This window comes from Cyclobacterium roseum (genome assembly GCF_010119225.1).
In the GTDB taxonomy this organism is placed as follows: Bacteria; Bacteroidota; Bacteroidia; order Cytophagales; family Cyclobacteriaceae; genus Cyclobacterium; species Cyclobacterium roseum.
In genome coordinates, this window is the sequence record NZ_WNKF01000002.1 from 309,895 (window position 1) to 332,931 (window position 23,037).

Sequence of the window (23,037 nt, forward strand, 5' to 3'; positions counted from 1 at the left end):
ATGATGTCTTTGGTTCATTTTTTGAACGAAATTGGTTACAATTATTCTAAAAAATCTTTTTTTGGAAACAGTCTCTAAACAATCAAAAACTAGCATGAAAACCATACCAGCACAATTACCCATGATTCTTCATTACCTGAATCAGGAATCCGGCAAAGAGAACGTAAAAGAAAGTCTCGAAAAAACCTATGATTGGCTAAGCTATAAACTGTCACGTATCACCGACCATGAACAGGTAAAAAAACTACATGAAAAACCCTACGATCCACTGGTGCAGGAACAATGGAGGAAAATTCTGGAAGAAGCCATCGCAGAAGACGATCTGTATTATGAGGAATTGGAGGTGATGTTACAAGAAGCAGTAGCCTTGATACATATCAAAGATCCTGAGGGTTACCAGGCCTTGCTAGCAAAGCAGCGAAGCCTCCAAACGGAAACCAGCAAGTCTGAAGCGTAGGGAGTTGAGCAGACTTCTATACTGGTTTCCTCAGGGATGATGAAAAAATCACTACTTCCAGAAATCGGTGGCGTTATCCAGATAGGTAGCAACTATTAACGCGAATTCAAGTAAAGATCGTACTTAATACCCGGCTATATTGTCAATGGTAGCACTTTATTATAGGTACAATGGTGTGGCAGTCCCGTTTAACTAAAGATTTCCACGGCTTCCTCCGTACATACTCGCTCTAAGAGTCTTGGAATGAAGGTTTCATTATGCAAATAGGTCGGACGCACGTTATTATGGATTTGATAGAATTTCGTATGCGATGGGTTTGAAACTGTAATTATTGGATTGCTCAGCAGAACAAGCTGTAAGGCCAACAATCAAATCCATTTCCGCTCTGAACAACACGTAATCTCCTGGCTTACTCTTGGGAGGTTCCACGCTAATAGTCCCATCCGAAGCCAGCTGCACGTTCATGAAAACATTGAAAGCAGTAGGAATATCATCTGCAAGGATACCAAATGGCTTTAAATTTTTCTCTAGATTTTCGAAGCAACTGGGATGATAGTGGGGGTTATCGTATAGAATCTGAAACGTTTCAAGACTGCAGGGGGCCAAAAGAAAATCATTTCTCCCATTGGTATCTTCTATGATTTCCATCATTTTATTGCTTCTATTGCTCCATAAATGATGTCCTTTCGTGATAAAAAGAGTGCTTTCAAAATCCAATGTCTTTCCTGAAGACAGCTTTTCCCGTTTATCATGGGCATTAAACGCCACTAAATCGCTTACTTGTTCTCCCTGCGGATCAATAACCTTTAAATAGGCCCCCTGGTCAAGATAAAATGCCACTCCAGCCTGTTTTTCAATAATTTTCCTCATACGTTTTCTTCTTCAGAATGCCTATTTCTATGTTGAAAGGGGCATTTCCATTTTTTTTCTACCCTCCTACCACTATATTGAGGGGCCTCCTGTCCCTCTCCGAAGTCTTCAAGCATGGGGTTAATAGATCCCTGGTAAGCCAAATCCCGTTCTCTGATTACCTTTTTCATATTTTCAAATTGATCGTTTTCTCTCAATTTGTCAAACTGCCGGTGTAAATTAAAAGCCATAGCGGGATAGTTGATCCTTCGGGCAAGCCTGCTGGCCTTAGGATGTAGTCCCACAATAAAAAAGGCTGTCCCCCCAAAACTAAAGCTGAAATTGTCGTCCTCGGGATTACTACTTACCGCCGGATCCCAATTGTCTTTGTGACCTCCTATGTTGTAGTTTTTGTAGCTGATCCCACAGTCTATGTTCAAAATCCAATTCGGAACGGATTTCATCTGTAAAATAAGCTATAAAAGTAAGGTAATCACTATCTGCATCAATGGTTTCTCGCATGTATATTTTTAAATCGATACTTAACTGTTGCGTCGTTTTTTCCGATGCCATCCCTTCATAAATACCTAGTCGGTATTGGTCCGTGTTGATAGATGCTTTTGCACCGACACAGGGATATTTGGGGTCAGCAATTTTTTCATTCAAATCCATATGGATATCCTTGATGCGATCATTTTCACAATTGCCGATTTCTTCAGGCTTCCAATAGGTCGGATGGGAATTGTTGGTTTTCATAAAATATAGTGGATTTTAATGGTATCCTATCGGATTTCGGGGTTGGCTGTTTACTTGTAAACCTTTCCGTCCTTAGATTATCCTCGGACTGGCTGTTGACCAAAGAAGTTACAATTCTAATGCCAGCCCAGGGAAAGGGTAGGTATATAGGTAGTCTATATTAATCCAATACGAAAACGTATGCAACCTAATTCAACTGGGACATTTTTTGACTGAGAGCAGGTGTCGTTTCGGACACCATGATTCATTCGGAATGATATATGTAATGCAATTTCCTGCACCTTAACCCACGAAAAAAGATGAATACTGATTTAATGCTAAATTTCCTGCTCGCTATGATAGCCATTGTTAATCCCATTGGTTTGATACCGATTTGGTATGAATTGACTGGAGATGCACAGCCCAAGGTAAGGCGGCGAATTGCTTTTATGGTTGTAGGTACCGCATTTGTTATTTTATTGATTTTTGTAAACGTCGGGAATTTTATATTGGATTTCTTTTCCATTGATATTGAGGTCTTTAAGATTGCAGGAGGGCTTTTGTTATTGCTTACGGGCATCTCCATGGTAGATGGACAAGCCAGTAAGCTTTCGGGAAATCAAGAAGAGGGCACTACCGATACGGAACTGGCAAGCCTGCGATTTGAAAAAGTGTTGGTACCCCTTACCATACCCATGCTGGCGGGACCGGGTGCCCTGACTACCGTTTTGTTATTCAGTGCACAGGCACAGGAATGGATGGATTTTGTCGGCAATTCCATCGTTTTGGTGATAAGTTATGCCCTCCTTTTTTTAATTCTAATAAGTTCTTCCATTCTGGAGAAAAATGTGCATAATTTGGCCTTTGTCGCTTTTACCCGAATTTTCGGGGTGATCGTCGCCGCCATCGCCATCCAATTTATGATAGAAGGCCTGGGAGACGTATTCCCGAATTGGTTGAAAGGAGGTTCAGCCGTGGAATAATCGTAACAATATGGCATGGTTTGGCTACAAGAAGGAGGAAACCGCATAGTCCTTATCCAGAAGATGCATCGCCCGTGTAAAAAAATAACATCGCTCCATAATTACATTCCTATTTACCAAGGGGGCTTTTTAAGTTGGTAAAAGCCTCCCAAAAAAGACATGCTGATTGAAACGCCGGGACAGTATAACAAAATAGCAAATTGGTTTGGAACAATTATCGTGTTTCGATAATCTTTATTGCCAACCTAAAATAAAGAAAAATGCGAGCGATGAATTATAGGGGTCCTAAGAGGGTCAGGATTGAAGAGAAGCCGATGCCTGAAATCCTGCATCCCCAGGATGCTATTGTCAGGGTGGTCCGTTCTTGTATTTGCGGGTCGGATTTGCATTTATATAATGGCAGCGTTCCTGACACGCGTGTGGGGTCGACTTTCGGACATGAATTTGTCGGCGTGGTGGAAGAGCTGGGAATCGGGGTTCGAAACCTCAAAATCGGTGATACCGTCATTGTACCCTTTAATATTTCCTGTGGAGAATGCGTATTCTGCAAGCAAGAACTATATGGCAACTGCCAGGAAGCCAATCCCCAATCCTCGGCAGTAGGGGGCATTTTTGGTTATTCGCATATGGCTGGGGGCTATGATGGTGGGCAGGCAGAATATGTAAGAGTTCCCTATGCCGATGTAGGGCCTACCAAAGTACCAAAGGGCATCGATTTGGATGACGCGGTGTTATTGACCGATGTGGTACCTACTGGCTATCAGGCTGCTGAGATGGGTGGTATTCAAAAGGGCGATACGGTGGTGGTTTTCGGAGCAGGGCCAATAGGAATCATGGCGGCCAAGTGTGCCTGGCTTTTCGGAGCGGGCAGGGTGATCGTCATCGACTATGTTGAATACAGGTTAGAGTTTGCGAAGAATTACGCAAGCTGTGAAGTGTATAATTTCCGGTCCATGCAGGACCCGGTGCAGGCAATTAAGAAACTAACCGATGATCTGGGCGCTGACGTTTGTATAGATGCTGTTGGTGCAGAAGCAGCTGTGGATGCTTTCCACACCATCACAGGCAGAAAGTTACTATTACAAGCAGGTTCCGCCACGGCATTGGAATGGGCGATTAATTCCGTCAAAAAGGGAGGGATCGTATCCATAGTAGGAGTATACGGGCCTACGGGCAATTTCGTACCGGTAGGCAACATCGTAAACAAGGGTATTACCGTTAGGGCCAATCAAGCCTCTGTTAAACGACTGCTGACCAGGTTGATAAAGCATGTCCAAAATGGCATTATCAATCCCAAAGAATTAATCACCCATCGCCTACCCCTGGAGGAAGTAGCGGATGCCTATCGCATCTTCTCAGATAAATTAGACAATTGCATTAAAACTGTTTTAATACCTTCTGCCAAATAGTAGCACCATGGAAAATAAAGATCATATTAAAGGATGGGGAATCGATGCGGACGCAAAAAATGACCCTACCTATCCCATCAAAAAGAAGTTAGATAAGAAAGATCAAACCGGTAAAACCCCGGAACAACAGCCAAAATTGGTTGAGGTTTTAACCTCTGTGGAAAGGCCTTCCCTATCTGCGGTTTTCGGAGATTCGGTGCCGCCATCCGGAGTAAGTGGAAGGATTCGTAGATTTGCCTTTGAATATGGAGAAGGAGCATTTCTCCATTGGCTACCATTAATTTTTGCGGATAGGGTAAATGAGATCGAAGGAATTGTAGACGATATTAAAAAAGGGGCCTTTCCTGATATTTTATCAGAAAGAGGAATGAAGGCCTCCTGGAAATATAACAAAACGGGCGTCATAAAAAAAGTAGTGCTCCTTTCCCTTGTTTCTTTTGTAACGATCAGAATGCTTTCAGGTAAGAAATAAGATCGTTAGCATAACTTGCTTTCAATTTTTGAAAACAGTCAATTAAACAAATTATTATCCTTTTTGTCCGTAAAAGATTATTTATTTTTTGTCAATTTAGGAAAGATGTATCAGGTATTCTGTTAGGTTTTTCCATTGTAATTTTTGAAATCCCAACCATCCCCCTCCTGCCATCAGCGTGTTGATCCAATCTCTGCCTGCAGCTTGTTCACCTTCATTATTGACAATTTCATTTTTCCCGATTTCATAGGCAATCAGACAGGTTTCCACACGCTTAACGCGGAAGGTGCTGGTAGCTTTGTCCCTGAAAAAATGAGACACTTTTTCCTCATTATGTCTCCCTTCTTGTGGCATTTCACTGGGGCTGACCACAAATTCCGCCAATTCATCCTGATCTAACAGAGAAATTACTTCCACCCAATTTTCAGGTACGGGACCGGGAACCCTGATCAGGATATAATCTCCGATGGAAACCCTTCCGCTTTGTTTTCGGGTGCCATCCGGGCCAAATAATTCAAAATGGCTGGTGATGCCGGGCATTTGAGACCACTGATTAACCTCAAATAATTTATCTTTAGAGCGGCTAAAAGCCTCCCGGGCTTCTTTCAAGGTATCAAATTCATTTTTACTTGAAAACACCTTGTCTTTTCCTTTCTCTCCTTTCAGCACCTTGATTTCCTTCAAAATTTTATCTTTAAGGGATTGTACCCAATTGTATACTCCCATGATTTTGAAAATTATTTACGACCATTATTGGTAATAAAGGAGCAATAATTATGCAGAAAGACCAAAAATAAAATAATGGATTTCCGCGCTTGAGTAATTTAAAAGATCCAGGCTATTTAGGGTATGATCTTTGAACTTATATCGTTTGGAACCTTGCGTGTTTTATAAACTGCACTACCATTTTCATTCACATTTTAACCAAAACCCTATTAATATGAACAAGGATAAAAAAGAAGGTCAAATTGCAAAAAATATTGAAAATTATACGGCAGAAGTTCCTTCTGATGCCTATTTATGGACCTCAATAGCTGCCATGGGTCTTTCATTAACCCTTAAATTGGTCAAAAAAAACGAGATGGCACTTTTTGTTGGCCAGTGGGCAGCACCCATTCTTCTGATGGGTGTTTACAATAAAATAGTCAAGACGGAGGGCTCAGATTGATCCAACAACAATGATGAACTCTGTTCATAACCCAATGATTACTTAGATTCCAAGATAATCATTGGGTATTTTTAGTAAAACAGCAATTAGCCCTACTTATCTACGCCGAATTACAAACAAACAGGTATCAATTTAAATAAAAGATTCGTTTGGAGCAAATGGAAATACGGCTGACATCGGGAGTATATCTACCCCATTTCGTGGTCAAAAAAACTAAAAAAGGATTTGCACCCAATTTTCGGGTACAAATCCTTCCCTTTCAAAACCGATCACATTTAGTTATCGCTCAGATGTTACCTTAATACCTTTAATTTGGAATAGAGCGTTTTTCGGTGAATGTTTAATATTTCTGCAGCTTTCGTTTTATTAAAATCAACCTTCTTAAGTACCTCCATAATCCGGGTCAATTCGGCCCTTCGGGCAGCCGATTTCAGATCGGGGTCTGCCGATTCCCTGTTTTCCGACTGCACCTCGGTGTTGACCTCCGATTTTCCATTCAATTTACTGGTGATAACCGTAGCTAACAAGCCATGCGGCAGGGCCTCTTTATAGATGAAATTGTCTTTTTCGATAAACAGGCAGGCGCGCCGAATGACATTTTTTAGCTCTCTGATATTGCCGGGCCATTCGTAATTATGAAATATATCATTCACTTCATCTGAAAGCTGTGGTTTCTCTATTCCTAATTCCTCGCTTGTATCCGTGAGAAAATGATCGATAAACAGGGGAAGATCTGAAATCCTTTCCTTTAGAGTCGGAACTTTTAAGATAAATTCACTCAATCGAAAAAATAGATCTTCACGAAAACAAATGGGTGCCGACTTGGCGTTCAAGTCTTCGTTAGTGGCTGCAATCACACGCACATCGATGGGCACTTCATTGACTCCGCCGATTTTCCTAATGACTTTTTCCTGAAGGGCTCTGAGCAACGCCATTTGCGTTTCCAGGGATAGATTAGCGATTTCATCCAGAAAAATCGTACCTCCATTGGCCAGTTCAAACAATCCCGTTTTTTTGGAAACCGCTCCCGTGAAGGCTCCCTTTTCATGACCAAAAAGCTCGCTTCCAGCTATTTCTTTGGAAAGACTACCGCAGTCAACGGCTACGAATGGTTTATTGGACCGGTCACTAATTTTGTGAATGTGCCTGGCCACCGCCTCTTTCCCGGTACCGGTTTCTCCTTCTATGATAACAGTAAAATTAGTAGTTCCCACTCTTTTTATCTGACTGACCATCTCTAAGGCTTCGCTGCTTTTACCCACTACAAAGCCAAATTCATTGCGAGTGCCATTTTCCGGCAACTGGGCCTGCTTCACCGAGGAGGAAATGTTCAGCCGTCGGGAATCAATCGGCTTACCACAATCCCGAACCGCTTCAAGCAACTCGTCCGGATTTAATGGCTTCGATAGGTAACTGAAGGCCCCGCGCTTGATCAAGTCCACTACGTTTTTCAAATTAAAGTCCCGGCTCATAAAGATCATGGCAATGGCCGGGTGAATTTTCAACACTTTCTCAAAAAAGACAGCACCGGCTAAATCGGGCAAACGGTATTCGCTTATGATGATATCAAACTTACTCTTTTCAATTATATTCAGGGCAAGATTTCCTTGGGTGATGGTTTCAACCTCATAATTATTCCGAGAAAGAAATTTTTTTAAAAGGTCACAATTAGAAATTTGATTATCAACAACTAATATCTTTTTCATATCTTTTTGGAATTTAGGGTATTCTATTAAAATTCTAATTAGGTAAATCAATACTTAACAAAGATAGTGAAGTAAATACCCCATTATGTTACAAAATAATCTCATTTAGTTACATATATACACTATTTATTTATAATAATTAATTAAAATCATATAAATAAGAAAAATCAAAGCGAATTTTATTGATCAGAAGATGCATTCTATTCCAAAAAAAATCGATAAGGAAAAATGGTTCTTGAATCCTTAGTTCCGCTGAGCTAGCTGTAACGTAGTCACCTCATTTTATCATTTGAATTACCAGATTCAGTACTCTTGAAACCATGATATTAAAGTTAAGCGAGCAGCACCTGGCCTATCCTGTTCTTCACTATTTTCACGCAGACAAACGGGAATATGCCGCCCCATTAAATTTGGCCAAACTGGATGAAGCCCTTACCATTCGGGAAATTTACCAAATGGATAATAACACCGATAATTTCAATTGGGTGCCAATAAGGCGATCACTGGATAATTATTTGTTAAAAATGAAAGGTAATTTTATAACCCCAGCCTCGGCACCTCCTCCGTTCGAGTATTCAAGGATACCGGTATTTTGGGATGATTTGACCATTTCTGACAGTGCCTTTCAAAAAAAATTGAATGAATTGAGGGAAAGAAGATGCCTGCTATTAGGGTTGGTCGAAAAGGATTTATGGCAGTGGAAGGATATAAACAAAGCGGAAGAATTACCCCCAGATTGACTAATAAAAATCAGATGAGGGCCTTAGGAGACATGCCTGGTTAGGACCTTTATTCTATGATTAATTTTTATCAGCCTTTTCAGTGTGCTTTTGGTACAGATTCTGTAGCATGCGACTTCGCTCAAGCTCCTGAACTGGCGGCACCTTGGACGACAGCCGGCTGTCATGTAATTCAGCGCGGCTGGATATTATCATTGGAAACCATACCTGTCTCGGGGTTTACGGTTACCGTTCTACTTCCCCTTCCTGTTTTATCAAACGCTCTTACCTTCACTTCACCCTCCAACGGTATCGGCATTTCGTACTTCGGGGAGGTAGGGCTGGGTTCGCTGCCATCTGTCGTGTAGCGAAGTTCGAGCCCGGGAAAGTTCACATTGGCCTGAAGGGTACCGTTTTCTACCTTCACACCGGGAGGAGCGATTCGGTAAACGTACCCCCCGTTCCAGCGGGCCAGTTTGGGATACTCCCTTTGGGCAATGGTGTTGGAAAACCGATTCCAGCCTTTTTCAATTTCACGGTCCATTAATTCCAGATCATTTTCCCGCTCCCATTCCCGCTCTTTCGCCCAGGCACTCTCGGCAAAGCCCAGTAGCTTGGGAAAAATGTAATATTCTGCCATATCCCCCCCTTTAACGGTCTCTCCCCAAAGCTGCGCTTCCAATCCCAGGATATTTCCTCTTGCCTCCGGATTTATCCGGACCATTTCCTTAAATTCCACTTCCCTATCCAATTTCCTTCCCATATTGGTCGTATAGGTGGTTTTAAACCAGTCGTAAGGAGCAAAGGTCCAGGCATTTTTAGTATCTACAAATCCCGCCCAATACAAACCCGGTTCGGTAGGGTCGTTGGAATAGGCCAGGTCAAAGTAAAAATTAGATACATTACAAAGCACTACTTCGTAGCCCTGGTTTGCCAGTTGGTAGCCCATATCGGGGTAGTCAAACAGGTTATTCCATATATAGGGAACCACCTTTCTCCCTACAAATTCCGGATTGGGCCGGTATTTTCCCGTTTCATCCTTTATCAAAGCCATTTCTTCCCAAACATGTACTTCCAGGTCCCTTTTTTCCAGTCGCTTCAACAGTTCCCGGAAAAAATAGGCCTGCAAGTTTTTGGGATCCGTAATGTCCGGCAGTTCATTTAACAGGGAATCGGCCATGGGAGATTGGGTCCAGGAGCCTTCAGGAACTTCATCCCCACCTGCATGCATTTTTTTCAATTCCAGGCCAGCCTCCTGATACATGAGAGCCAGTTCGTCCACAACCTTTTCATAAAACCGGTAGGTGGATTCACGGGCCACACTGACCACGTTGTCCTTGTAGGCCTGAGCAGATAGGTATTCCGACCGGTCCTCGGGGTCAATCAGCCGGTATTCTTCCGCAGCCGATTCATTTCCTTCCTCCATAAATTTCAGATACCTCGCTTCCATGGACTTAATGGCAGTCCTGGCATGCCCTGGAAAATTCAACTCCGGGATGATGGTAATGTGACGATCCCTGGCATATTCGAGCAGGTTGATGAATTCTTCCCGTGTATAAAACCCGCTGCCATGACCCGCAGCGGCATAGTCTTTCGGTCCGGAGCCATATGCGGGATGCAGCGCGGCCTCATCCATTCCCTTGACATGCTGTCGCTGCCCTCCTACCTCGGTCAACTCCGGAAGTCCTGGAATCTCCACCCGCCAGCCTTCATCTTCAGTAGTATAAAAGAGGAAGTGATTGAGCTTGTAATGGGCCATCATGTCCAAGGCTTTTTTAATGGTTTCCTTGGTTTGAAAATTTCTGGCCACATCCATGTGCAGGCTCCTAAATTCAAATCGGGGTGCATCTTCTATGCGAACAATGGGTACTTCCAATGGCAACTCCTTATCCAGGTAAATCCCGGGATCAAGTAAGGCCAACAAACTCTGAACGCCATAAAAAACGCCAGCCGCATCCCCACCGGTAATAACTATACCCTCTTCACCCACCTCCAGCTGGTAGGCTTCCTTTTGCTTCCCATCTACTTGAATATCGGCAATGGAAAGCAGCATTTCGGCATCTTCTCCAGGACCGGCTTCAACCACCAGGTTTACTCCAGACAGGCTTTCCAGTTTTTCGTTCAGGTAAGTGGCCTCCTTTTCCAGCCCTTCCTGATAGGCAATGGTCATTCCGGAATTAATTTCAAAAACACCTTCTCCCTTTTCCAGCAAAAATGGCGAGGGAATAATGGGTGAAAGTTCCGATGCCGCAACTGACTCCCTTTTTTCATTGGCCTCAAATTGGCTGGCCGGGCTGTATGGGCTTTCCGCATCAGCGGTACCTCTGAGCAGTTGTTCCTCCCTTTCGAAGGGCCTAACTTCCCAGTTGCTCACAGGAATGGTAGCCAGCTCCTCTTCCTCTTCTCCATAAAACACGAAATAGAGCCCCATGGGGGCATCGGTCTCCTTGATGATCCCTTCTACTCCAGTATAAGCCACTTCTACTTGCTCCCCACTGCCCAGGTAAAATCCTTCCCGGGGTGTGAGTTGATACCAGTCCCCGTTGATATGGGTGATATCCGCCTCTGTGCTGCTAACGATCATCCTTGGAGACATGTTGAAAAACAAGGCCCAGCCTTCATCTTCCAATGGCTGATATCCACTATTTTCGATTATAAAACGGGCGTCAAATTGACCTTCTTCCTCCGTAAAATTACTGACCAACTCCCATTCCAAATGAAGCTGTTCCACGGTTTGCTGCCAGGAAGGTTCTTTCTGGCAGGCAATAAAAAAAATGGTTATGCTGAGCAGCAGTAAGGAAGAAATGCTTTTATTCATAATTCAACAGATTTAAGTAGCCTTATTATTACCTGCATTGGTATTAAATTGACTATTGAACGAAGCTAATTTTATTATATGAAGCCAACGAGTACCCGATTAATCTCCCTGGATGCCTTAAGGGGGTTTACCATAGCCGCCATGATTTTGGTCAATTACCCCGGCACCTGGGACCATGTGTATCCTTCCCTGTTGCATGCATCCTGGAATGGCCTTACCATGACCGATTTTATTTATCCTTTTTTCTTGTTTATCGTAGGCGTTTCCATTGCCTTTGCTTACACCAAGCGGCTGGAAGGTGGCTTTCCCAAGCCAGAAATGTACAAAAAAATACTGATCCGCTCCTTTAAAATTTTCATCGTTGGTGTTTTTTTAAACCTCATCCCTAATTTTGACTTTTCCGACATGCGCATCGCCGGGGTGCTTCAACGCATCGCTGTTGTCTTCCTTGCCTGCGCCTTCCTTTTCCTAAACAGCGACTGGAAAAAGCAAGCCTTCCTGGCCGGCGGCATCCTGCTGGTTTACTGGCTTGCCATGACGCTGATCCCAACTCCCGATGAAGGGGTGGTCATGCTCGAACCCGGAAGAAACCTGGCTGCATGGATAGACCGAATCCTACTCCCGGGCAAAATGTGGGAAGGCTCCTGGGATCCTGAAGGACTTTTCAGCACCCTCCCGGCGATTGTGACCGGAATCTTAGGCATGCTGGCTGGCCAGATACTGCTCTCAAATAAAAACCAACACCTGAAAGCGAACTATTTGATGGCTTTGGGTGTGCCGTTGGTATTGTTGGGACTATTGTGGGCGCAGGTATTCCCCATCAACAAACACCTCTGGACCAGCTCCTTTACCTTGGTGACCGGTGGTGCCGCATTTATAGCCCTTGGGGCCTGCTATTTCCTGGTAGACATTTTAGGAAAACAAAAAGGAACCAGCGTGGGGATTATTTTTGGTGCCAATGCCATTACCGTTTACGTGCTGGCCGATGTGCTATCACTATTATTCTACGGGCTGGAAATGGGGGGGCAATCACTAAACGTTCATTTTCTGAATGCCTTCACGGGCATGGGGCTTTCCCTGAAGTTTGCCAGCATGCTGTATGCACTACTCTTCGTAGCCATCAATTTTATCCCGGCATATTTCCTTTACCGACGAAAAATATTTATCAAATTATAAGCGTATGAAGCCTTGCCTTCCTCTTCTTTGCCTTTTAGTATTTATAGGGTATTTTAGCCACCTTCCCCTATCCATGGCCCAAACGGGAAGTATTCATGAGCCTGTCCGTTACATAGGAGGAAACAGCATTGACCCGGATGTACATGAGGGCCGGCTCAGGTACGCGGTGGGGGTAGAAAGCAGGCAGACACTGCGAGTTAACCGAACCCAACCCGGACTGGCCGGTGGATTCGACTGGACCTACAGCCACGCTTCCAACCTTGCCTATTGGAAGGGCTCCTTTTACCAACAGTACTTAAGCAATCCTGTAGATGAACACATTGCGCCCGGACAAACGCTATTGATTCGCTCAAAGGATGGAAGGGCATGGACCGACCCGGAGGTTCTTTTTCCTCCTTATCCAGCACCGGAAGGTGTACGCATACCCGAAGGTTATGACGGCTACATGATGCACCAGCGGATGGGATTCTTTGTGAGCAGCAATGGTAAACTGCTCACCCTGGCGTTTTACGGGCATTCGGAAAACCCCTTCGAAGCAGGCGGTATTGGGAGGGTGGTACGTGAAATTAACGAGGACGGATCCTTTGGGCCGATCTATTTTATCCGGTATAGCAGCCATACCGAATGGAACGAGCACAATACGGGCTTTCCCTTTTACCAAAAATCAACGGACCCTGCTTTCGTAGCCGCTTGTGAGGAACTTCTGAACCATACCCTGGTGTCCCTGCAGTGGCGGGACGAAGATAATGGACTGGACGGATTCTATACTGGTGATCGGGGCGGTTCGGCCTTCTCTTATTATAACCGGAAGGACGGAAAAACCATTGGCTTCTGGAAACGATCCATGACAGCGATTTCCAGTGATGGGGGGGAAACCTTCTCCCCTTCTGTCAAAGCCCCTTCACTTACCATGGCCGGAGGAAAGGTTTGGGCTCAGCAAACAAGTGACGAACGGTATGCCCTGGTCTATAATCCGATTGACATCGACGAATACCGGTATCCATTAATTACCATCCATTCGGACGATGGAATTATTTTTGATGACATGGTACTGGTACAGGGAGAGGTCCCTCCCCGAAGATTCTATGGGCGCTGGAAAGATTTTGGCCCTTGCTACGTGAGGGGCATTGTAGAAGGCAATGGAAATCCTCCCGGTGAAGATATGTGGCTCACCTATAGCATGAATAAGGAAGATATGTGGGTCAGCCGGGTGCCGACTCCCATCCGACATGCAGTGACCGGACCCGTTTCGGATGATTTTGACGGGTTGACTCCCTACGGAGCCATCCCGGATTGGAATATTTATGCCCCCCTTTGGGCACCGGTAAATGTGATCCCATCGCCTTTTGGAGAAGGGAGGGTGCTGGAGCTAAAGGATGAAGACCCCTACGATTATGCCCGTGCCATCCGGGTTTTTGAAGAAGGACAGGAAGTTCGACTGGAGTGGGAATTTACGACGGCATCCACCGGAAACGGGCAGCTTGAAATGGATGTCACCGACCGGTATGGCAATCGCCCTATACGCATCCTACTGGACGAAGAGAGGAATCTCAGCTATTGGGCCGGGCATGAAAAGGTATCGCTCGGCAAAGTTGAACCGGGGGAATGGCAGAAGCTCTCCCTGCAGGTGATGGCAACGCCCTATGGCTATTATTCCCTCAGCTGGAATGGGAAAAAGATAGCGGATCACATCCCGCTGACCGTGGCGGTAAAATCGATCGAAAGGCTTTCGTTCCGCACAGGACCGTATCGGGACTTACCTGGAAGGAAAACGCCCAATGAGGATCCGGTTCCTCCTTTGCCGGGAGCCGATGAGAAAGTACCTCTGGCCCGTTTCCTAATAGATAATGTTACCATTACGGATTGATTTGGATTCACTACTTGCCTCTCAAAGGAAAAGTCTCCAGGATTTGTACCTTTTGCTTTCGCTGATACCAATCGTTAAAAACCAATTCTACCTGATCAAAACGCTGCGCTCCAAAAAATCGGTCCTGAAATGTGTCCAGTAAATCCACCACCTTTTCAGGCTGTTGCACCGGTTTTTGAAAACGGATCACGGTGCAATGAGCGGAGACCAGCCGGTACCGTTTATCCAGCGACTGCTCCAAGGTAGAAGTTGCAAAGCGTGCTCGCAGGTTATTTCTGCCTTTTTCAAGTTCCCCATCCTGCGGAAAGCCTTTAATCATCAAACAGGATGGCGAGGCAAACACCCCGGCAAACCTCAGCGGTATCGGCTTGATGCCTGCCATGGCTTGTTGAATTAATTCTAAATACGAAGGAAGTTCCAGGTCCTGGAGGCGAAATCCCGGATAACAGGAAATCACAGGCATTAGGGTGACATGTATGTCGGAAGCCGGATAATAATACTGCCCTGGTGCCACCCGATAAACAGCTTCAATAAAATCCGAAAAAGCAGCCAGCAGTTCCGCGCCCGGCCTAAGTAAAAGCGTCAATCCTCTCCTAGAATCGGAGGGGTTTGTTATTTCGGGATCATACGAAAATCCCTCGGTCGCCACGTTGGCCATTGCTTCGGCATGCAACCTGTGATAATGCCCTTGCAGGTCCATCAATCGCTTGCTTCATCAAATTTCCGAAAGACCAATTGCAACAATTCCTGTACTTCATCCGACTGCACGTCCCATTTAAGGGTGTTAACAAAGCTGCTGTTCATGAGGCTTACCGCATCAAAAAAGCTGTCTGTACGGTCCAACTCTTCCAGCGCCTGGTCCATTAGGTCCGGATTTCCCTGAAAAAGCCGCTTGGTAAACATGATTCGTTGGTTGATGCCCATTCCATCTCTAATGTGCTCAATACTACCTTTCATATAGGCATGTTCTTCCGATTCAAATCGGGCCCAGGCCAATGCCGGATCAATGCTCAATGCACCCTCATCCGGGAAAGCTTCCCCGGACGCTTCATCCGGTAGCGGTGCCACATCCAAATCGTCTTCTACAGGTTCCTGGGAAACCCGAGTGGTAGTTCCTTCAGGCCCGGCTTCCCAAATGATCAGTTGGCCCATGTCTATGGGCAAAATAGCGTGGATCTGCTCAAGTAATGCTTCCGGAGACGCATCCTCAGAAAAATGGTCATCAAATCCCTGATGTAGTTTTTCTCTCCATGCGGGGCTTTCCGGAGATTCAATCAGAACCTCCACCGCCGGTTGCCAGGAAGTAGCATGCCACTTCAGGTATTTTCGCAGACCTTTGAAATCGGGGCTTGATTTTTTACTTTGGCCTTCCAATTCCTCTTCCATAAAGGGCATTGGTTCCACTGCGAGCTTCAGCACTTTTTCCAGGGAACGTTCCAATAGCGGTTCGAAATCTTCCTGCCGGATTTTTATCGCTCTGGAAAGCACGTTCATAAAATCCTCCAAGGCACTTACTACTTTTCTATCTTGAAAATCAAAAAAGGGACTTCGGGAAAACCGCTCCATCTGCTCCTGCCAACTTTCAAAAAGGGATTTGATTACCATCAGGTTAAGCTGTCGGCAGGGGGTAAGGGTAGCGATTTCCTCTCCGCTAATGGTCTCCGTTGATTCAAAAAATTCCTTGCATAGGTTTTGGGCAAATTCCCTGGAATACCTGACAGCGTATTCCGTATTTAAACTGCGTTGTCTTTCCATATGGATCGTCATTATTCGGTTAAAAGTACTTGTAAAGGTAGGGATTTTATCCTTTAAAGAAAGGATGCATTGCTTAACAGGGGATTTGAAAGGGTGTAAAAAAACAGATAAAAACCCGTAATTTTGCGGATTCCAATGCAGGCCCTATCTTTCCGTCTGCCTTTGGTGCTGTTATTGGATAGTCGTTGTTGTTAATCCTATTTTTATTACCATGTTTATCGAACCTTCGTTAGGAAATCACGATCAGGCTGCACGAAAAGGGCAGGTAGAAGTTATCTGTGGATCCATGTTTTCTGGCAAAACCGAAGAGCTAATCCGAAGATTAAACCGCGCCCTGATCGCGCGGCAGAAGGTTGAGATTTTCAAACCTGCCGTGGACCAGCGGTACCATGAGCAAAATGTGGTATCCCACAACGAGAGCATCATCCGTTCCACCCCGGTTCAATTTGCAAATGACATCCTTTTACTAGCAGGAAACTGTGATGTGGTGGGCATCGATGAGGTTCAGTTTTTTGACAACCAAATCATCGCCGTGACCGAACAGCTGGCCCGATCCGGAGTGCGGGTAATCCTGGCGGGATTGGATATGGATTTTGAAGGGAAGCCCTTTGAACCCATGCCGCAATTAATGGCCATTGCGGAGTATGTAACCAAGGTGCATGCCATCTGCATGAAATGCGGTGATTTGGCAGCCTTCAGTTACCGTCTATCTGCCGAGAAATCCAAAGTGATGCTGGGGGAAAAAGGAAGTTATGAAGCGCGGTGTCGCAGGTGTTTTTACCAGGGCAAGGAATCCTAATACCATGTTACGAAAAACCAGGGGAATCGTCATTAACTACATCAAATACAGGGAAACCTCTATCATCGTACGGATTTTTACCCGGGATTTGGGCTTGAAGACTTATCTGGTAAACGGTGTCAGGAGCCAGAAGTCTAAAACCAAGATGGCCCATTTCCAACCCCTTACCCTACTGGAACTGGTGGTATATGACAAGGAAAATGCGAACCTGAACCGGATTTCAGAGGCCAAACTGGCCATGGCTTTTCAGCGCATCCCCTTTGATTTTTACCGTTCGGGTATCAGCATGTTTATGGGGGAAATCCTGGGTAAAGTGGTGGTGGATAATTACCAAAACGAAGTCCTGTTTGACTACCTTTTCCGGCTTATCCTAACACTTGACAGCCCCGAATTCCAACCCGGACTGTTTATTCTCCTTTTCCTGATTCGTACCTCCCGGTATCTGGGATTTGAGCCGGATGATGCGAGGGAGTTTTACCTTCAGCTGCCTGTGCAACAAACCGGAAGTACAGTGGAGGATAAAATCAGCTACCTGGATCAGTTGTTGGAGCAGCAGGAAACCCTGCTTCCCGCCTTGCCGGTACGTCTGAAAAGAACACTGATAGATGATTGGATTCTATTCTATAAAATCCACATCGACGGGTTCGGAGACATTAAATCCCTTACCGTGCTGCGAACACTGGTCAAATAGCCGCCTTTCTATTCCATTTGGATCCTTTAGGAAACCGGCGGAAAGTGCTCCAAAGTGCCTTCCCGTTAGGAGGTCCATTTACTGGTCTGAGGAGTCAACAGACCTCAGCAAAAACAAGCACCCTAAACCCGGGGTTCAACCTTCATAAAAACGACGGTAAAAGCAAGGAAAGGTATTTAATTTTACCCCAAAAAAAATTACCTTGCAGCAAACTTAATAATGAATGAGCGAGATATTATTCAATGAAGTCCCATCCCTGGATCTGGCAGATTTTACTTCGGGGAATCCCGAAAAAAAAGCCGCTTTTGTAAAAAATCTGAGTGATGCCTACCAAAACATAGGCTTTGTGGCGATAAAAAATCATGGCTTGGACCAATCCCTTCAGGATGAGCTTTACGAAGCCATTCAGTCTTTTTTTTCATTGCCTGATGAGGTAAAAGCAGCCTATGAAAAGCCGGAAATTGGCTATCAACGTGGGTATACGGGTAAGGGAAAGGAGCACGCCAAAGGTAGGAATACCGGAGACTTAAAGGAATTTTACCATGTCGGCCAGGAATTGGATTGGATTTCGAATGATGATGCGGTAAAAGCAGATTATCCGGCCAACGTCTGGCCGAAGGAAGTTTCCCATTTCAAAGCCGTTTCATTAAAAGTGTTTCAAACAATAGAAGAAGCCGGGAAACAAATGCTAAGGGCCATCGCTATCAGTCTTGGATTGAAAGAATCCTACTTTGATGATAAGATACTCCACGGTAATTCCATTTTGCGCTCCATTCATTACTTCCCGATTTCAAACCCCGAAGAAGTGCCTACAGATGCCGTACGGGCAGCAGAACACGGTGATATTAATCTCATCACCTTGCTTATGGGTGCAAGTGCCGACGGATTGGAGGTTTTACGGAGAGATGGAAAGTGGATTCCCATTACCGCCTTACCGGAACAATTGGTGGTAAATGTGGGCGATATGCTGGAAAGGCTGACCAATAAAAAACTAAAATCCACCATCCACCGGGTGGTGAATCCACCACGGGAAAAAATGAACAGCAGCCGGTATTCCATTCCTTTTTTCCTCCATCCCCGTTCAGGAATGAATCTTAGCTGCCTCGAAGACTGTGTGGATCAGGACCATCCGAAAGCATTTGAGGATTGTACCGCCGGTGAGTTTCTGGAAGAAAGACTAAAGGAATTGGGTCTGAAAAAAAAGTAGTCGGATGATGACCATTAGGAAAGTACGGTTTTACATTTACTTAAAGGATGTGCTGGTACTTTCCTTAACGGCCTTTGGGGGGCCTCAGGTTTTTCTGGCCATGGTCATTGACATCATGGTCCGAAAAAGAGGTTACCTGTCCGAAAAAGACCTGATTGAATTAAATGCCCTCTGCCTGGTTTTGCCGGGTCCTACCTCGACCCAAACGATTTCTGCCATAGGATTTAGAATAGGCGGCCCTAAGCTGGCATACCTATCGCTGTTGGTATGGATATTTCCAGCTACCACGCTGATGATCGGCACCGCCTTCCTGATAGACTATTTACAAGCTAACACAGAGGGAGCGCTGGGTTTTGCCAAATTTATCCAGCCCATGGCCATTGGGTTTATTCTGTATGCTGCACAGATCACCATAAAAAAAATGATTCACACCGTAGAGGCTGCCATCCTAATGATGATCGCTGCTTTCGTGGCCTTTTTTTATAATTCTCCCTTTATTTTTCCCATCATGCTATTCATTGGAGGCCTGATTACCACGCATAATTATAACAAACAGCCGGTAATCGAAGAAAAATCCAAGATCAAGATTTCCTGGCGCAATTTTGTACTCTGGGCAGCCGTTCTGGTCGTAGCAGCCGTCCTGGGCCATTATACCCGTCTGTTGCCCGTCCGGCTATTCGAAAACTTTTACCGAAATGGCAGCCTTATTTTTGGCGGGGGACAGGTGCTGGTTCCTTATCTCTATACCGAATTTGTGGAATTCAAAAATTACCTGAGTTCGGAAGAGTTTCTCACCGGGTATGCGATTTCCCAAAGCATTCCCGGCCCTACTTTCAGCATCAGTTCCTATATCGGTGCATTGTCCATGCGGGAATGGGGAGTTACTGGTTTGGTGACCGGAGGACTTATCGCAGCGGCAGGCATCTTTCTGCCCGGTACCTTTTTGATTTTTTTCGTTATCCGCTTCTGGGACGAACTAAAAAAATACCGGCCGGTGCGTGCTGCCCTGGAAGGGATTAATGCGGTTAGTTGCGGCATGTTGATTGCAGCGGCCTATTTACTGTTCGAGCCCTTGGAAAACAACCTGTTTAATATCATGGCCATCATTGGCACTTATGCCCTGCTACAATTTACAAAGATCCCTTCCCCACTGATCATCCTGATGGGCTTGGCCGCAGGCATTTCTTACCAATGGATCCTAAAAGCATTTGGCTAATCCCTTTTTTTTTAGGTCAATGTAGCATCCATTGTTAAAAAGGCACTATTGACATGCCAACAGTTTAATTAATGCAATCGAACCTGCCTTGCTGACGGAAATGACAGATGCGTCACAGGGAGTGTCCGGATAGCTGTCAGGGAAAACCTGCGAGACTCACTAGATTTAGGGTAGGGATGCTATCCCGATCTTCCCTGGGGGACAAATCGTGCCCCCTGATAACGTATAAACAGATGCAACGCGTGGTTTTCCAATATCATGCCTGATTATAAGCCCCGGATCTCCTAAAAACCGGTAAAAACAACCATTAACCGCTACCGGATAGGTCATTTCTAACGCAATAAATATTAAAACTGATTTAATGGTTAATTTTTAAACCTGTTTTCATTCATTTCATGTTTTTTATTAAAAAGATGGTTTGATTTTAAACCAAAAAAAAGAAGGATCCTGTTAAGATCCTTCCGGTTGGGTTTATTTTGAACTGACTAATAGCTATAATGTTTCGGAAATTTGTCAAAATGATCATTTCCAAACGTTCAAATTCTCTTAAACATAATAAAAATTTAACATACGCCAATAAAAACCAATATAAATTTTTCGAACGGAAAAGTGGTTAAGGCCTTGATTGGTCCCGTCTGAGAGTAATAATAGTCACAACACCTTGTTTTACAGTGTATTATAAATGATTCGTCTTGATGACCTGCGAATGAGGGAAAAAGGAGTCACAATTTAAGAGATGTGAAAATTTGATTCTACTCCTCAATTGTTTAACTTAAGCGTTGTGAATATGTGTGGAATAAATTGAAACAAAAGCCGTAATTTTCAAAAGAAAAGGCTTTTTACCTTACAAAATCTCAGCAATTTTGGACTATGAGACCAGGGTCAAAACTAAAAAGATTTCTTTTTCGGTACAGTCTGGTTCCGCCCCACAAGTGGCGGCCTGCTGCCACTGTACTGGTCGCAGTCATTTTTGGTTTGGGTTTGTACTTATTACGCCTCAGTAATGCAGCCTCTTATCTTTCAGACGATCCGCAGGCTTGTGTCAATTGCCATATCATGACTCCCCAATACATTACCTGGAACCATAGCTCCCACCGGGAAGTGGCTCATTGCAACGACTGCCATGTGCCCCATAATAATGTACTAAACAAATACTTCTTCAAAGCGAAAGATGGATTGTACCATGCCTCCGTTTTTACTGCGCGGGCGGAACCGGAGGTTATTAAAGCTTTGGGACCCTCCATTGAAGTCATTCAGAACAATTGCATCCGATGCCACGAAAGCCAGGTGACTGATGCCCGGATGCTGGGCTTTACAGCCGACCATTTTGAAAATCGTACTGATCGGACCTGCTGGGAATGCCATCGGGAAGTTCCTCATGGAAGAGTAAAGAGCCTTTCTGCCACCGGTCACCAGATTGAACCTATTCGTGCCCATGCACCGGAAGATCTTTCCATTGTCCCGCCCTGGCTGGAAACCATTATGAATAAAAACGACCCATAACCCTACCTATCATGAAGAATTGGATACTTTTCGGAATCACAGTTGTAGTAGTATTTCTTTTGGCCATGTTGGGATACACCATAATGGACCGAAAAACAGAAGCGCGATTTGCTTACCAACCCACCGTACAGCTGGAAGGAATAGAGCCCCGGGATTCGGTTTGGGGCCTGAATTATCCCCGGCAATACCAGTCGTATCAAAAAACTGCCGACACTACTTTCAGCAGCCTTTACAACACCAGCGGGTCCAGGGACGTGTTGGAAGATAACCCTGAAATGGTGATTCTTTGGGCAGGATATGGTTTCAGCAAAGACTACAGCCATCCCCGAGGCCATTCCTACGCAGTAGAGGATATCCGGGAAACCTTGCGTACCGGAGCACCCATGGAGGCAGGGGAAGGTCCCATGCCGAGCACCTGTTGGACTTGTAAAAGTCCGGATGTGCCACGGCTGATGAAAGAAATGGGGGTTTCGGAATACTACAGCCAAAAATTTTCTGACTTAGGTTCGGAAGTAATCAACCCCATTGGTTGTGCCGATTGCCATAATCCCGAAACCATGAACCTGACCATTACCCGGCCTGCCCTGATCGAAGCCTATGAAGCCATGGGAAAAGACATCAACCAGGCATCCCACCAGGAAATGCGTTCCCTGGTCTGTGCGCAGTGTCATGTGGAGTATTATTTTGATAAAGACAAAGAGGATGCTCCACAGGCCCAATACCTTACCTTCCCCTGGAAAGAGGGAATGGACGTGGAAGCAGTAACCCAATATTACGATGCCATCGATTTTGCAGATTGGGTACATCCACTTAGTAAGGCGCGAATGCTAAAAGCGCAGCACCCCGACTATGAAATCTATTCCTTAGGTGTGCATGCCAAAAGAGGCGTTTCCTGTGCCGATTGCCACATGCCCTACAAATCCGAGGGAGGTCAAAAATTCACGGATCACCATATCGGTTCTCCCTTAAGCAATGTGGAAAACAGTTGTTTCGTTTGCCACCGGGAGAAAATAAGCGACCTGGTCACCGACGTGTACGAAAGACAGCGAAAAATAAAAGAAGGTACCTCCTACCTACAAAGACAGCTTGCCAAAGCCCATATAGAAGCTGCAAAAGCATGGGAGCTCGGGGCTACGGAGCAGGACATGGAAGAAATCCTTGTCGGCATTCGCCACGCCCAATGGCGGTGGGATTATTCCGTCGCTTCCCATGGGGCGGCTTTTCATGCCCCACTCGAAACCAGCCGCATCGTCACTTCGGCAACGGGTATCATTCAGGAAACCCGTATTTCCCTTACTCGCTTATTGGCAGCGTTGGGACATCCTGAACCGGTGGAAATGCCGGACTTTACCGATAAGTCTGCCTTGCAAGCGTATATCGGTCTGGATATAGAAGCTGAAAAAGCCGCCAAAGAGGAATTTTTAGAAGAAGTAGTCCCCGAATGGCTGAAAGAGGGAAAAAACAGGGAATCCCAAATGGAAACCGCCTCTGTCATTGGAAAGTAACC

At 45.1% G+C, this 23,037-nt stretch carries 22 protein-coding genes; 14 read left to right on the top strand and 8 right to left on the bottom strand.

The features are described 5' to 3' along the window. Positions 1-94: 94 nt before the first annotated feature. Positions 95-457, top strand: a complete 363-nt coding sequence (locus GJQ68_RS03885) for a hypothetical protein (RefSeq protein ID WP_162415993.1) — start codon at positions 95-97, stop codon at positions 455-457. 282 nt (positions 458-739) lie between these two features. Here GJQ68_RS03885 and GJQ68_RS03890 read toward each other — a convergent pair whose 3' ends face one another. Genes GJQ68_RS03890 through GJQ68_RS23510 form a run of 3 tightly spaced genes read right to left on the bottom strand, consistent with a single transcriptional unit; the run spans position 740 to position 2,062 of the window. After that, positions 740-1,327 carry a DUF1989 domain-containing protein gene (locus GJQ68_RS03890; RefSeq protein ID WP_162415994.1) on the bottom strand — a complete coding sequence of 196 codons (588 nt, stop codon included), beginning with the start codon at positions 1,325-1,327 and terminating at the stop codon, positions 740-742. Beyond that, positions 1,324-1,770 (bottom strand): guanitoxin biosynthesis heme-dependent pre-guanitoxin N-hydroxylase GntA, encoded by a 447-nt coding sequence (gene gntA, locus GJQ68_RS23315; protein WP_262888096.1) that lies wholly within the window; start codon positions 1,768-1,770, stop codon positions 1,324-1,326. The genes GJQ68_RS03890 and gntA overlap by 4 nt, the downstream gene beginning before the upstream one ends. Further along, complete coding sequence (locus tag GJQ68_RS23510; protein ID WP_162415996.1) at positions 1,667-2,062, bottom strand: YqcI/YcgG family protein; 396 nt, start codon at positions 2,060-2,062, stop codon at positions 1,667-1,669. The genes gntA and GJQ68_RS23510 overlap by 104 nt, the downstream gene beginning before the upstream one ends. Before the next feature lie 299 nt (positions 2,063-2,361). Here GJQ68_RS23510 and GJQ68_RS03905 point away from each other — a divergent pair, with 299 nt between their 5' ends. The 3 genes from GJQ68_RS03905 (at position 2,362) to GJQ68_RS03915 (ending at position 4,905) form a co-directional block, all read left to right on the top strand. Then, complete coding sequence (locus tag GJQ68_RS03905) at positions 2,362-3,024, top strand: MarC family protein (protein WP_162415997.1); 663 nt, start codon at positions 2,362-2,364, stop codon at positions 3,022-3,024. Positions 3,025-3,284: 260 nt separating this feature from the next. After that, entirely contained in the window at positions 3,285-4,433 is a 1,149-nt protein-coding gene (locus GJQ68_RS03910; protein ID WP_162415998.1) for a zinc-dependent alcohol dehydrogenase, read from the top strand. A gap of 7 nt (positions 4,434-4,440) precedes the next feature. Next, positions 4,441-4,905 carry a hypothetical protein gene (locus GJQ68_RS03915; RefSeq protein ID WP_162415999.1) on the top strand — a complete coding sequence of 155 codons (465 nt, stop codon included), beginning with the start codon at positions 4,441-4,443 and terminating at the stop codon, positions 4,903-4,905. A 96-nt stretch (positions 4,906-5,001) separates the two neighbouring features. Here the strand turns inward: GJQ68_RS03915 and GJQ68_RS03920 are convergent, their stop codons facing one another. Next, positions 5,002-5,631, bottom strand: a complete 630-nt coding sequence (locus GJQ68_RS03920) for a hypothetical protein (protein ID WP_162416000.1) — start codon at positions 5,629-5,631, stop codon at positions 5,002-5,004. A 214-nt stretch (positions 5,632-5,845) separates the two neighbouring features. On the opposite strand from GJQ68_RS03920, the gene GJQ68_RS03925 reads away from it, so the two are divergent. Further along, complete coding sequence (locus GJQ68_RS03925) at positions 5,846-6,073, top strand: hypothetical protein (RefSeq protein ID WP_162343586.1); 228 nt, start codon at positions 5,846-5,848, stop codon at positions 6,071-6,073. A gap of 293 nt (positions 6,074-6,366) precedes the next feature. Here GJQ68_RS03925 and GJQ68_RS03930 read toward each other — a convergent pair whose 3' ends face one another. Beyond that, positions 6,367-7,779, bottom strand: coding sequence for a sigma-54-dependent transcriptional regulator (locus GJQ68_RS03930; RefSeq protein ID WP_162416001.1), 1,413 nt, complete (start codon positions 7,777-7,779; stop codon positions 6,367-6,369). A gap of 320 nt (positions 7,780-8,099) precedes the next feature. Between GJQ68_RS03930 and GJQ68_RS03935 the strand changes: the two genes are divergently transcribed. Next, the gene (locus GJQ68_RS03935) at positions 8,100-8,519 is read left to right on the top strand and encodes a hypothetical protein (protein WP_162416002.1); all 420 of its coding nucleotides are present in this window, start codon (positions 8,100-8,102) and stop codon (positions 8,517-8,519) included. Positions 8,520-8,691: 172 nt separating this feature from the next. Here the strand turns inward: GJQ68_RS03935 and GJQ68_RS03940 are convergent, their stop codons facing one another. After that, positions 8,692-11,316 (bottom strand): family 20 glycosylhydrolase, encoded by a 2,625-nt coding sequence (locus tag GJQ68_RS03940; protein ID WP_162416003.1) that lies wholly within the window; start codon positions 11,314-11,316, stop codon positions 8,692-8,694. Between the two features lie 78 nt (positions 11,317-11,394). Here GJQ68_RS03940 and GJQ68_RS03945 point away from each other — a divergent pair, with 78 nt between their 5' ends. Both GJQ68_RS03945 and GJQ68_RS03950 read left to right on the top strand, forming a co-directional pair. Beyond that, positions 11,395-12,492: an acyltransferase family protein gene (locus GJQ68_RS03945; protein ID WP_162416004.1), complete on the top strand. Its 1,098-nt coding sequence runs from the start codon at positions 11,395-11,397 to the stop codon at positions 12,490-12,492. 4 nt (positions 12,493-12,496) lie between these two features. Next, positions 12,497-14,359 carry a hypothetical protein gene (locus GJQ68_RS03950; protein ID WP_162416005.1) on the top strand — a complete coding sequence of 621 codons (1,863 nt, stop codon included), beginning with the start codon at positions 12,497-12,499 and terminating at the stop codon, positions 14,357-14,359. A 10-nt stretch (positions 14,360-14,369) separates the two neighbouring features. On the opposite strand, the gene GJQ68_RS03955 is transcribed toward GJQ68_RS03950, so the two are convergent. Next, the gene (locus GJQ68_RS03955) at positions 14,370-15,059 is read right to left on the bottom strand and encodes a 2'-5' RNA ligase family protein (protein WP_162416006.1); all 690 of its coding nucleotides are present in this window, start codon (positions 15,057-15,059) and stop codon (positions 14,370-14,372) included. Continuing rightward, complete coding sequence (locus GJQ68_RS03960; RefSeq protein ID WP_162416007.1) at positions 15,059-16,114, bottom strand: hypothetical protein; 1,056 nt, start codon at positions 16,112-16,114, stop codon at positions 15,059-15,061. The genes GJQ68_RS03955 and GJQ68_RS03960 overlap by 1 nt, the downstream gene beginning before the upstream one ends. Positions 16,115-16,325: 211 nt before the next feature. Here GJQ68_RS03960 and GJQ68_RS03965 point away from each other — a divergent pair, with 211 nt between their 5' ends. From GJQ68_RS03965 to nrfA, 6 genes are all read left to right on the top strand, one after another. Further along, positions 16,326-16,913 carry a thymidine kinase gene (locus tag GJQ68_RS03965; RefSeq protein ID WP_162416008.1) on the top strand — a complete coding sequence of 196 codons (588 nt, stop codon included), beginning with the start codon at positions 16,326-16,328 and terminating at the stop codon, positions 16,911-16,913. Positions 16,914-16,917: 4 nt separating this feature from the next. Continuing rightward, the gene (gene recO / locus GJQ68_RS03970) at positions 16,918-17,604 is read left to right on the top strand and encodes a DNA repair protein RecO (protein WP_162416009.1); all 687 of its coding nucleotides are present in this window, start codon (positions 16,918-16,920) and stop codon (positions 17,602-17,604) included. A 223-nt stretch (positions 17,605-17,827) separates the two neighbouring features. After that, positions 17,828-18,811 carry an isopenicillin N synthase family dioxygenase gene (locus tag GJQ68_RS03975; RefSeq protein ID WP_162416010.1) on the top strand — a complete coding sequence of 328 codons (984 nt, stop codon included), beginning with the start codon at positions 17,828-17,830 and terminating at the stop codon, positions 18,809-18,811. 7 nt (positions 18,812-18,818) lie between these two features. Further along, positions 18,819-20,027: a chromate efflux transporter gene (gene chrA / locus GJQ68_RS03980; protein ID WP_162416210.1), complete on the top strand. Its 1,209-nt coding sequence runs from the start codon at positions 18,819-18,821 to the stop codon at positions 20,025-20,027. Between the two features lie 870 nt (positions 20,028-20,897). Beyond that, entirely contained in the window at positions 20,898-21,530 is a 633-nt protein-coding gene (nrfH, locus tag GJQ68_RS03985; protein WP_162416011.1) for a cytochrome c nitrite reductase small subunit, read from the top strand. An 11-nt stretch (positions 21,531-21,541) separates the two neighbouring features. After that, positions 21,542-23,035, top strand: a complete 1,494-nt coding sequence (gene nrfA / locus GJQ68_RS03990; protein ID WP_162416012.1) for an ammonia-forming cytochrome c nitrite reductase — start codon at positions 21,542-21,544, stop codon at positions 23,033-23,035. Positions 23,036-23,037 lie beyond the last annotated feature (2 nt).

Bases quoted from the DNA above. Each gene is read 5' to 3' on its own strand.
- GJQ68_RS03910 (WP_162415998.1), top strand. From the start codon at position 3,285: ATGCGAGCGATGAATTATAGGGGTCCTAAGAGGGTCAGGATTGAAGAG.
- recO (WP_162416009.1), top strand. From the start codon at position 16,918: ATGTTACGAAAAACCAGGGGAATCGTCATTAACTACATCAAATACAGG.
- GJQ68_RS03920 (WP_162416000.1), bottom strand. From the start codon at position 5,631: ATGGGAGTATACAATTGGGTACAATCCCTTAAAGATAAAATTTTGAAG.
- GJQ68_RS03905 (WP_162415997.1), top strand. From the start codon at position 2,362: ATGAATACTGATTTAATGCTAAATTTCCTGCTCGCTATGATAGCCATT.
- GJQ68_RS03930 (WP_162416001.1), bottom strand. From the start codon at position 7,779: ATGAAAAAGATATTAGTTGTTGATAATCAAATTTCTAATTGTGACCTT.
- GJQ68_RS03945 (WP_162416004.1), top strand. From the start codon at position 11,395: ATGAAGCCAACGAGTACCCGATTAATCTCCCTGGATGCCTTAAGGGGG.
- GJQ68_RS03940 (WP_162416003.1), bottom strand. From the start codon at position 11,316: ATGAATAAAAGCATTTCTTCCTTACTGCTGCTCAGCATAACCATTTTT.
- GJQ68_RS03925 (WP_162343586.1), top strand. From the start codon at position 5,846: ATGAACAAGGATAAAAAAGAAGGTCAAATTGCAAAAAATATTGAAAAT.
- GJQ68_RS23510 (WP_162415996.1), bottom strand. From the start codon at position 2,062: ATGAAAACCAACAATTCCCATCCGACCTATTGGAAGCCTGAAGAAATC.
- GJQ68_RS03965 (WP_162416008.1), top strand. From the start codon at position 16,326: ATGTTTATCGAACCTTCGTTAGGAAATCACGATCAGGCTGCACGAAAA.
- nrfH (WP_162416011.1), top strand. From the start codon at position 20,898: ATGAGACCAGGGTCAAAACTAAAAAGATTTCTTTTTCGGTACAGTCTG.
- GJQ68_RS03915 (WP_162415999.1), top strand. From the start codon at position 4,441: ATGGAAAATAAAGATCATATTAAAGGATGGGGAATCGATGCGGACGCA.
- GJQ68_RS03975 (WP_162416010.1), top strand. From the start codon at position 17,828: ATGAGCGAGATATTATTCAATGAAGTCCCATCCCTGGATCTGGCAGAT.
- GJQ68_RS03935 (WP_162416002.1), top strand. From the start codon at position 8,100: ATGATATTAAAGTTAAGCGAGCAGCACCTGGCCTATCCTGTTCTTCAC.
- GJQ68_RS03950 (WP_162416005.1), top strand. From the start codon at position 12,497: ATGAAGCCTTGCCTTCCTCTTCTTTGCCTTTTAGTATTTATAGGGTAT.
- gntA (WP_262888096.1), bottom strand. From the start codon at position 1,770: ATGAAATCCGTTCCGAATTGGATTTTGAACATAGACTGTGGGATCAGC.
- chrA (WP_162416210.1), top strand. From the start codon at position 18,819: ATGACCATTAGGAAAGTACGGTTTTACATTTACTTAAAGGATGTGCTG.
- nrfA (WP_162416012.1), top strand. From the start codon at position 21,542: ATGAAGAATTGGATACTTTTCGGAATCACAGTTGTAGTAGTATTTCTT.
- GJQ68_RS03960 (WP_162416007.1), bottom strand. From the start codon at position 16,114: ATGGAAAGACAACGCAGTTTAAATACGGAATACGCTGTCAGGTATTCC.
- GJQ68_RS03890 (WP_162415994.1), bottom strand. From the start codon at position 1,327: ATGAGGAAAATTATTGAAAAACAGGCTGGAGTGGCATTTTATCTTGAC.
- GJQ68_RS03955 (WP_162416006.1), bottom strand. From the start codon at position 15,059: ATGGACCTGCAAGGGCATTATCACAGGTTGCATGCCGAAGCAATGGCC.
- GJQ68_RS03885 (WP_162415993.1), top strand. From the start codon at position 95: ATGAAAACCATACCAGCACAATTACCCATGATTCTTCATTACCTGAAT.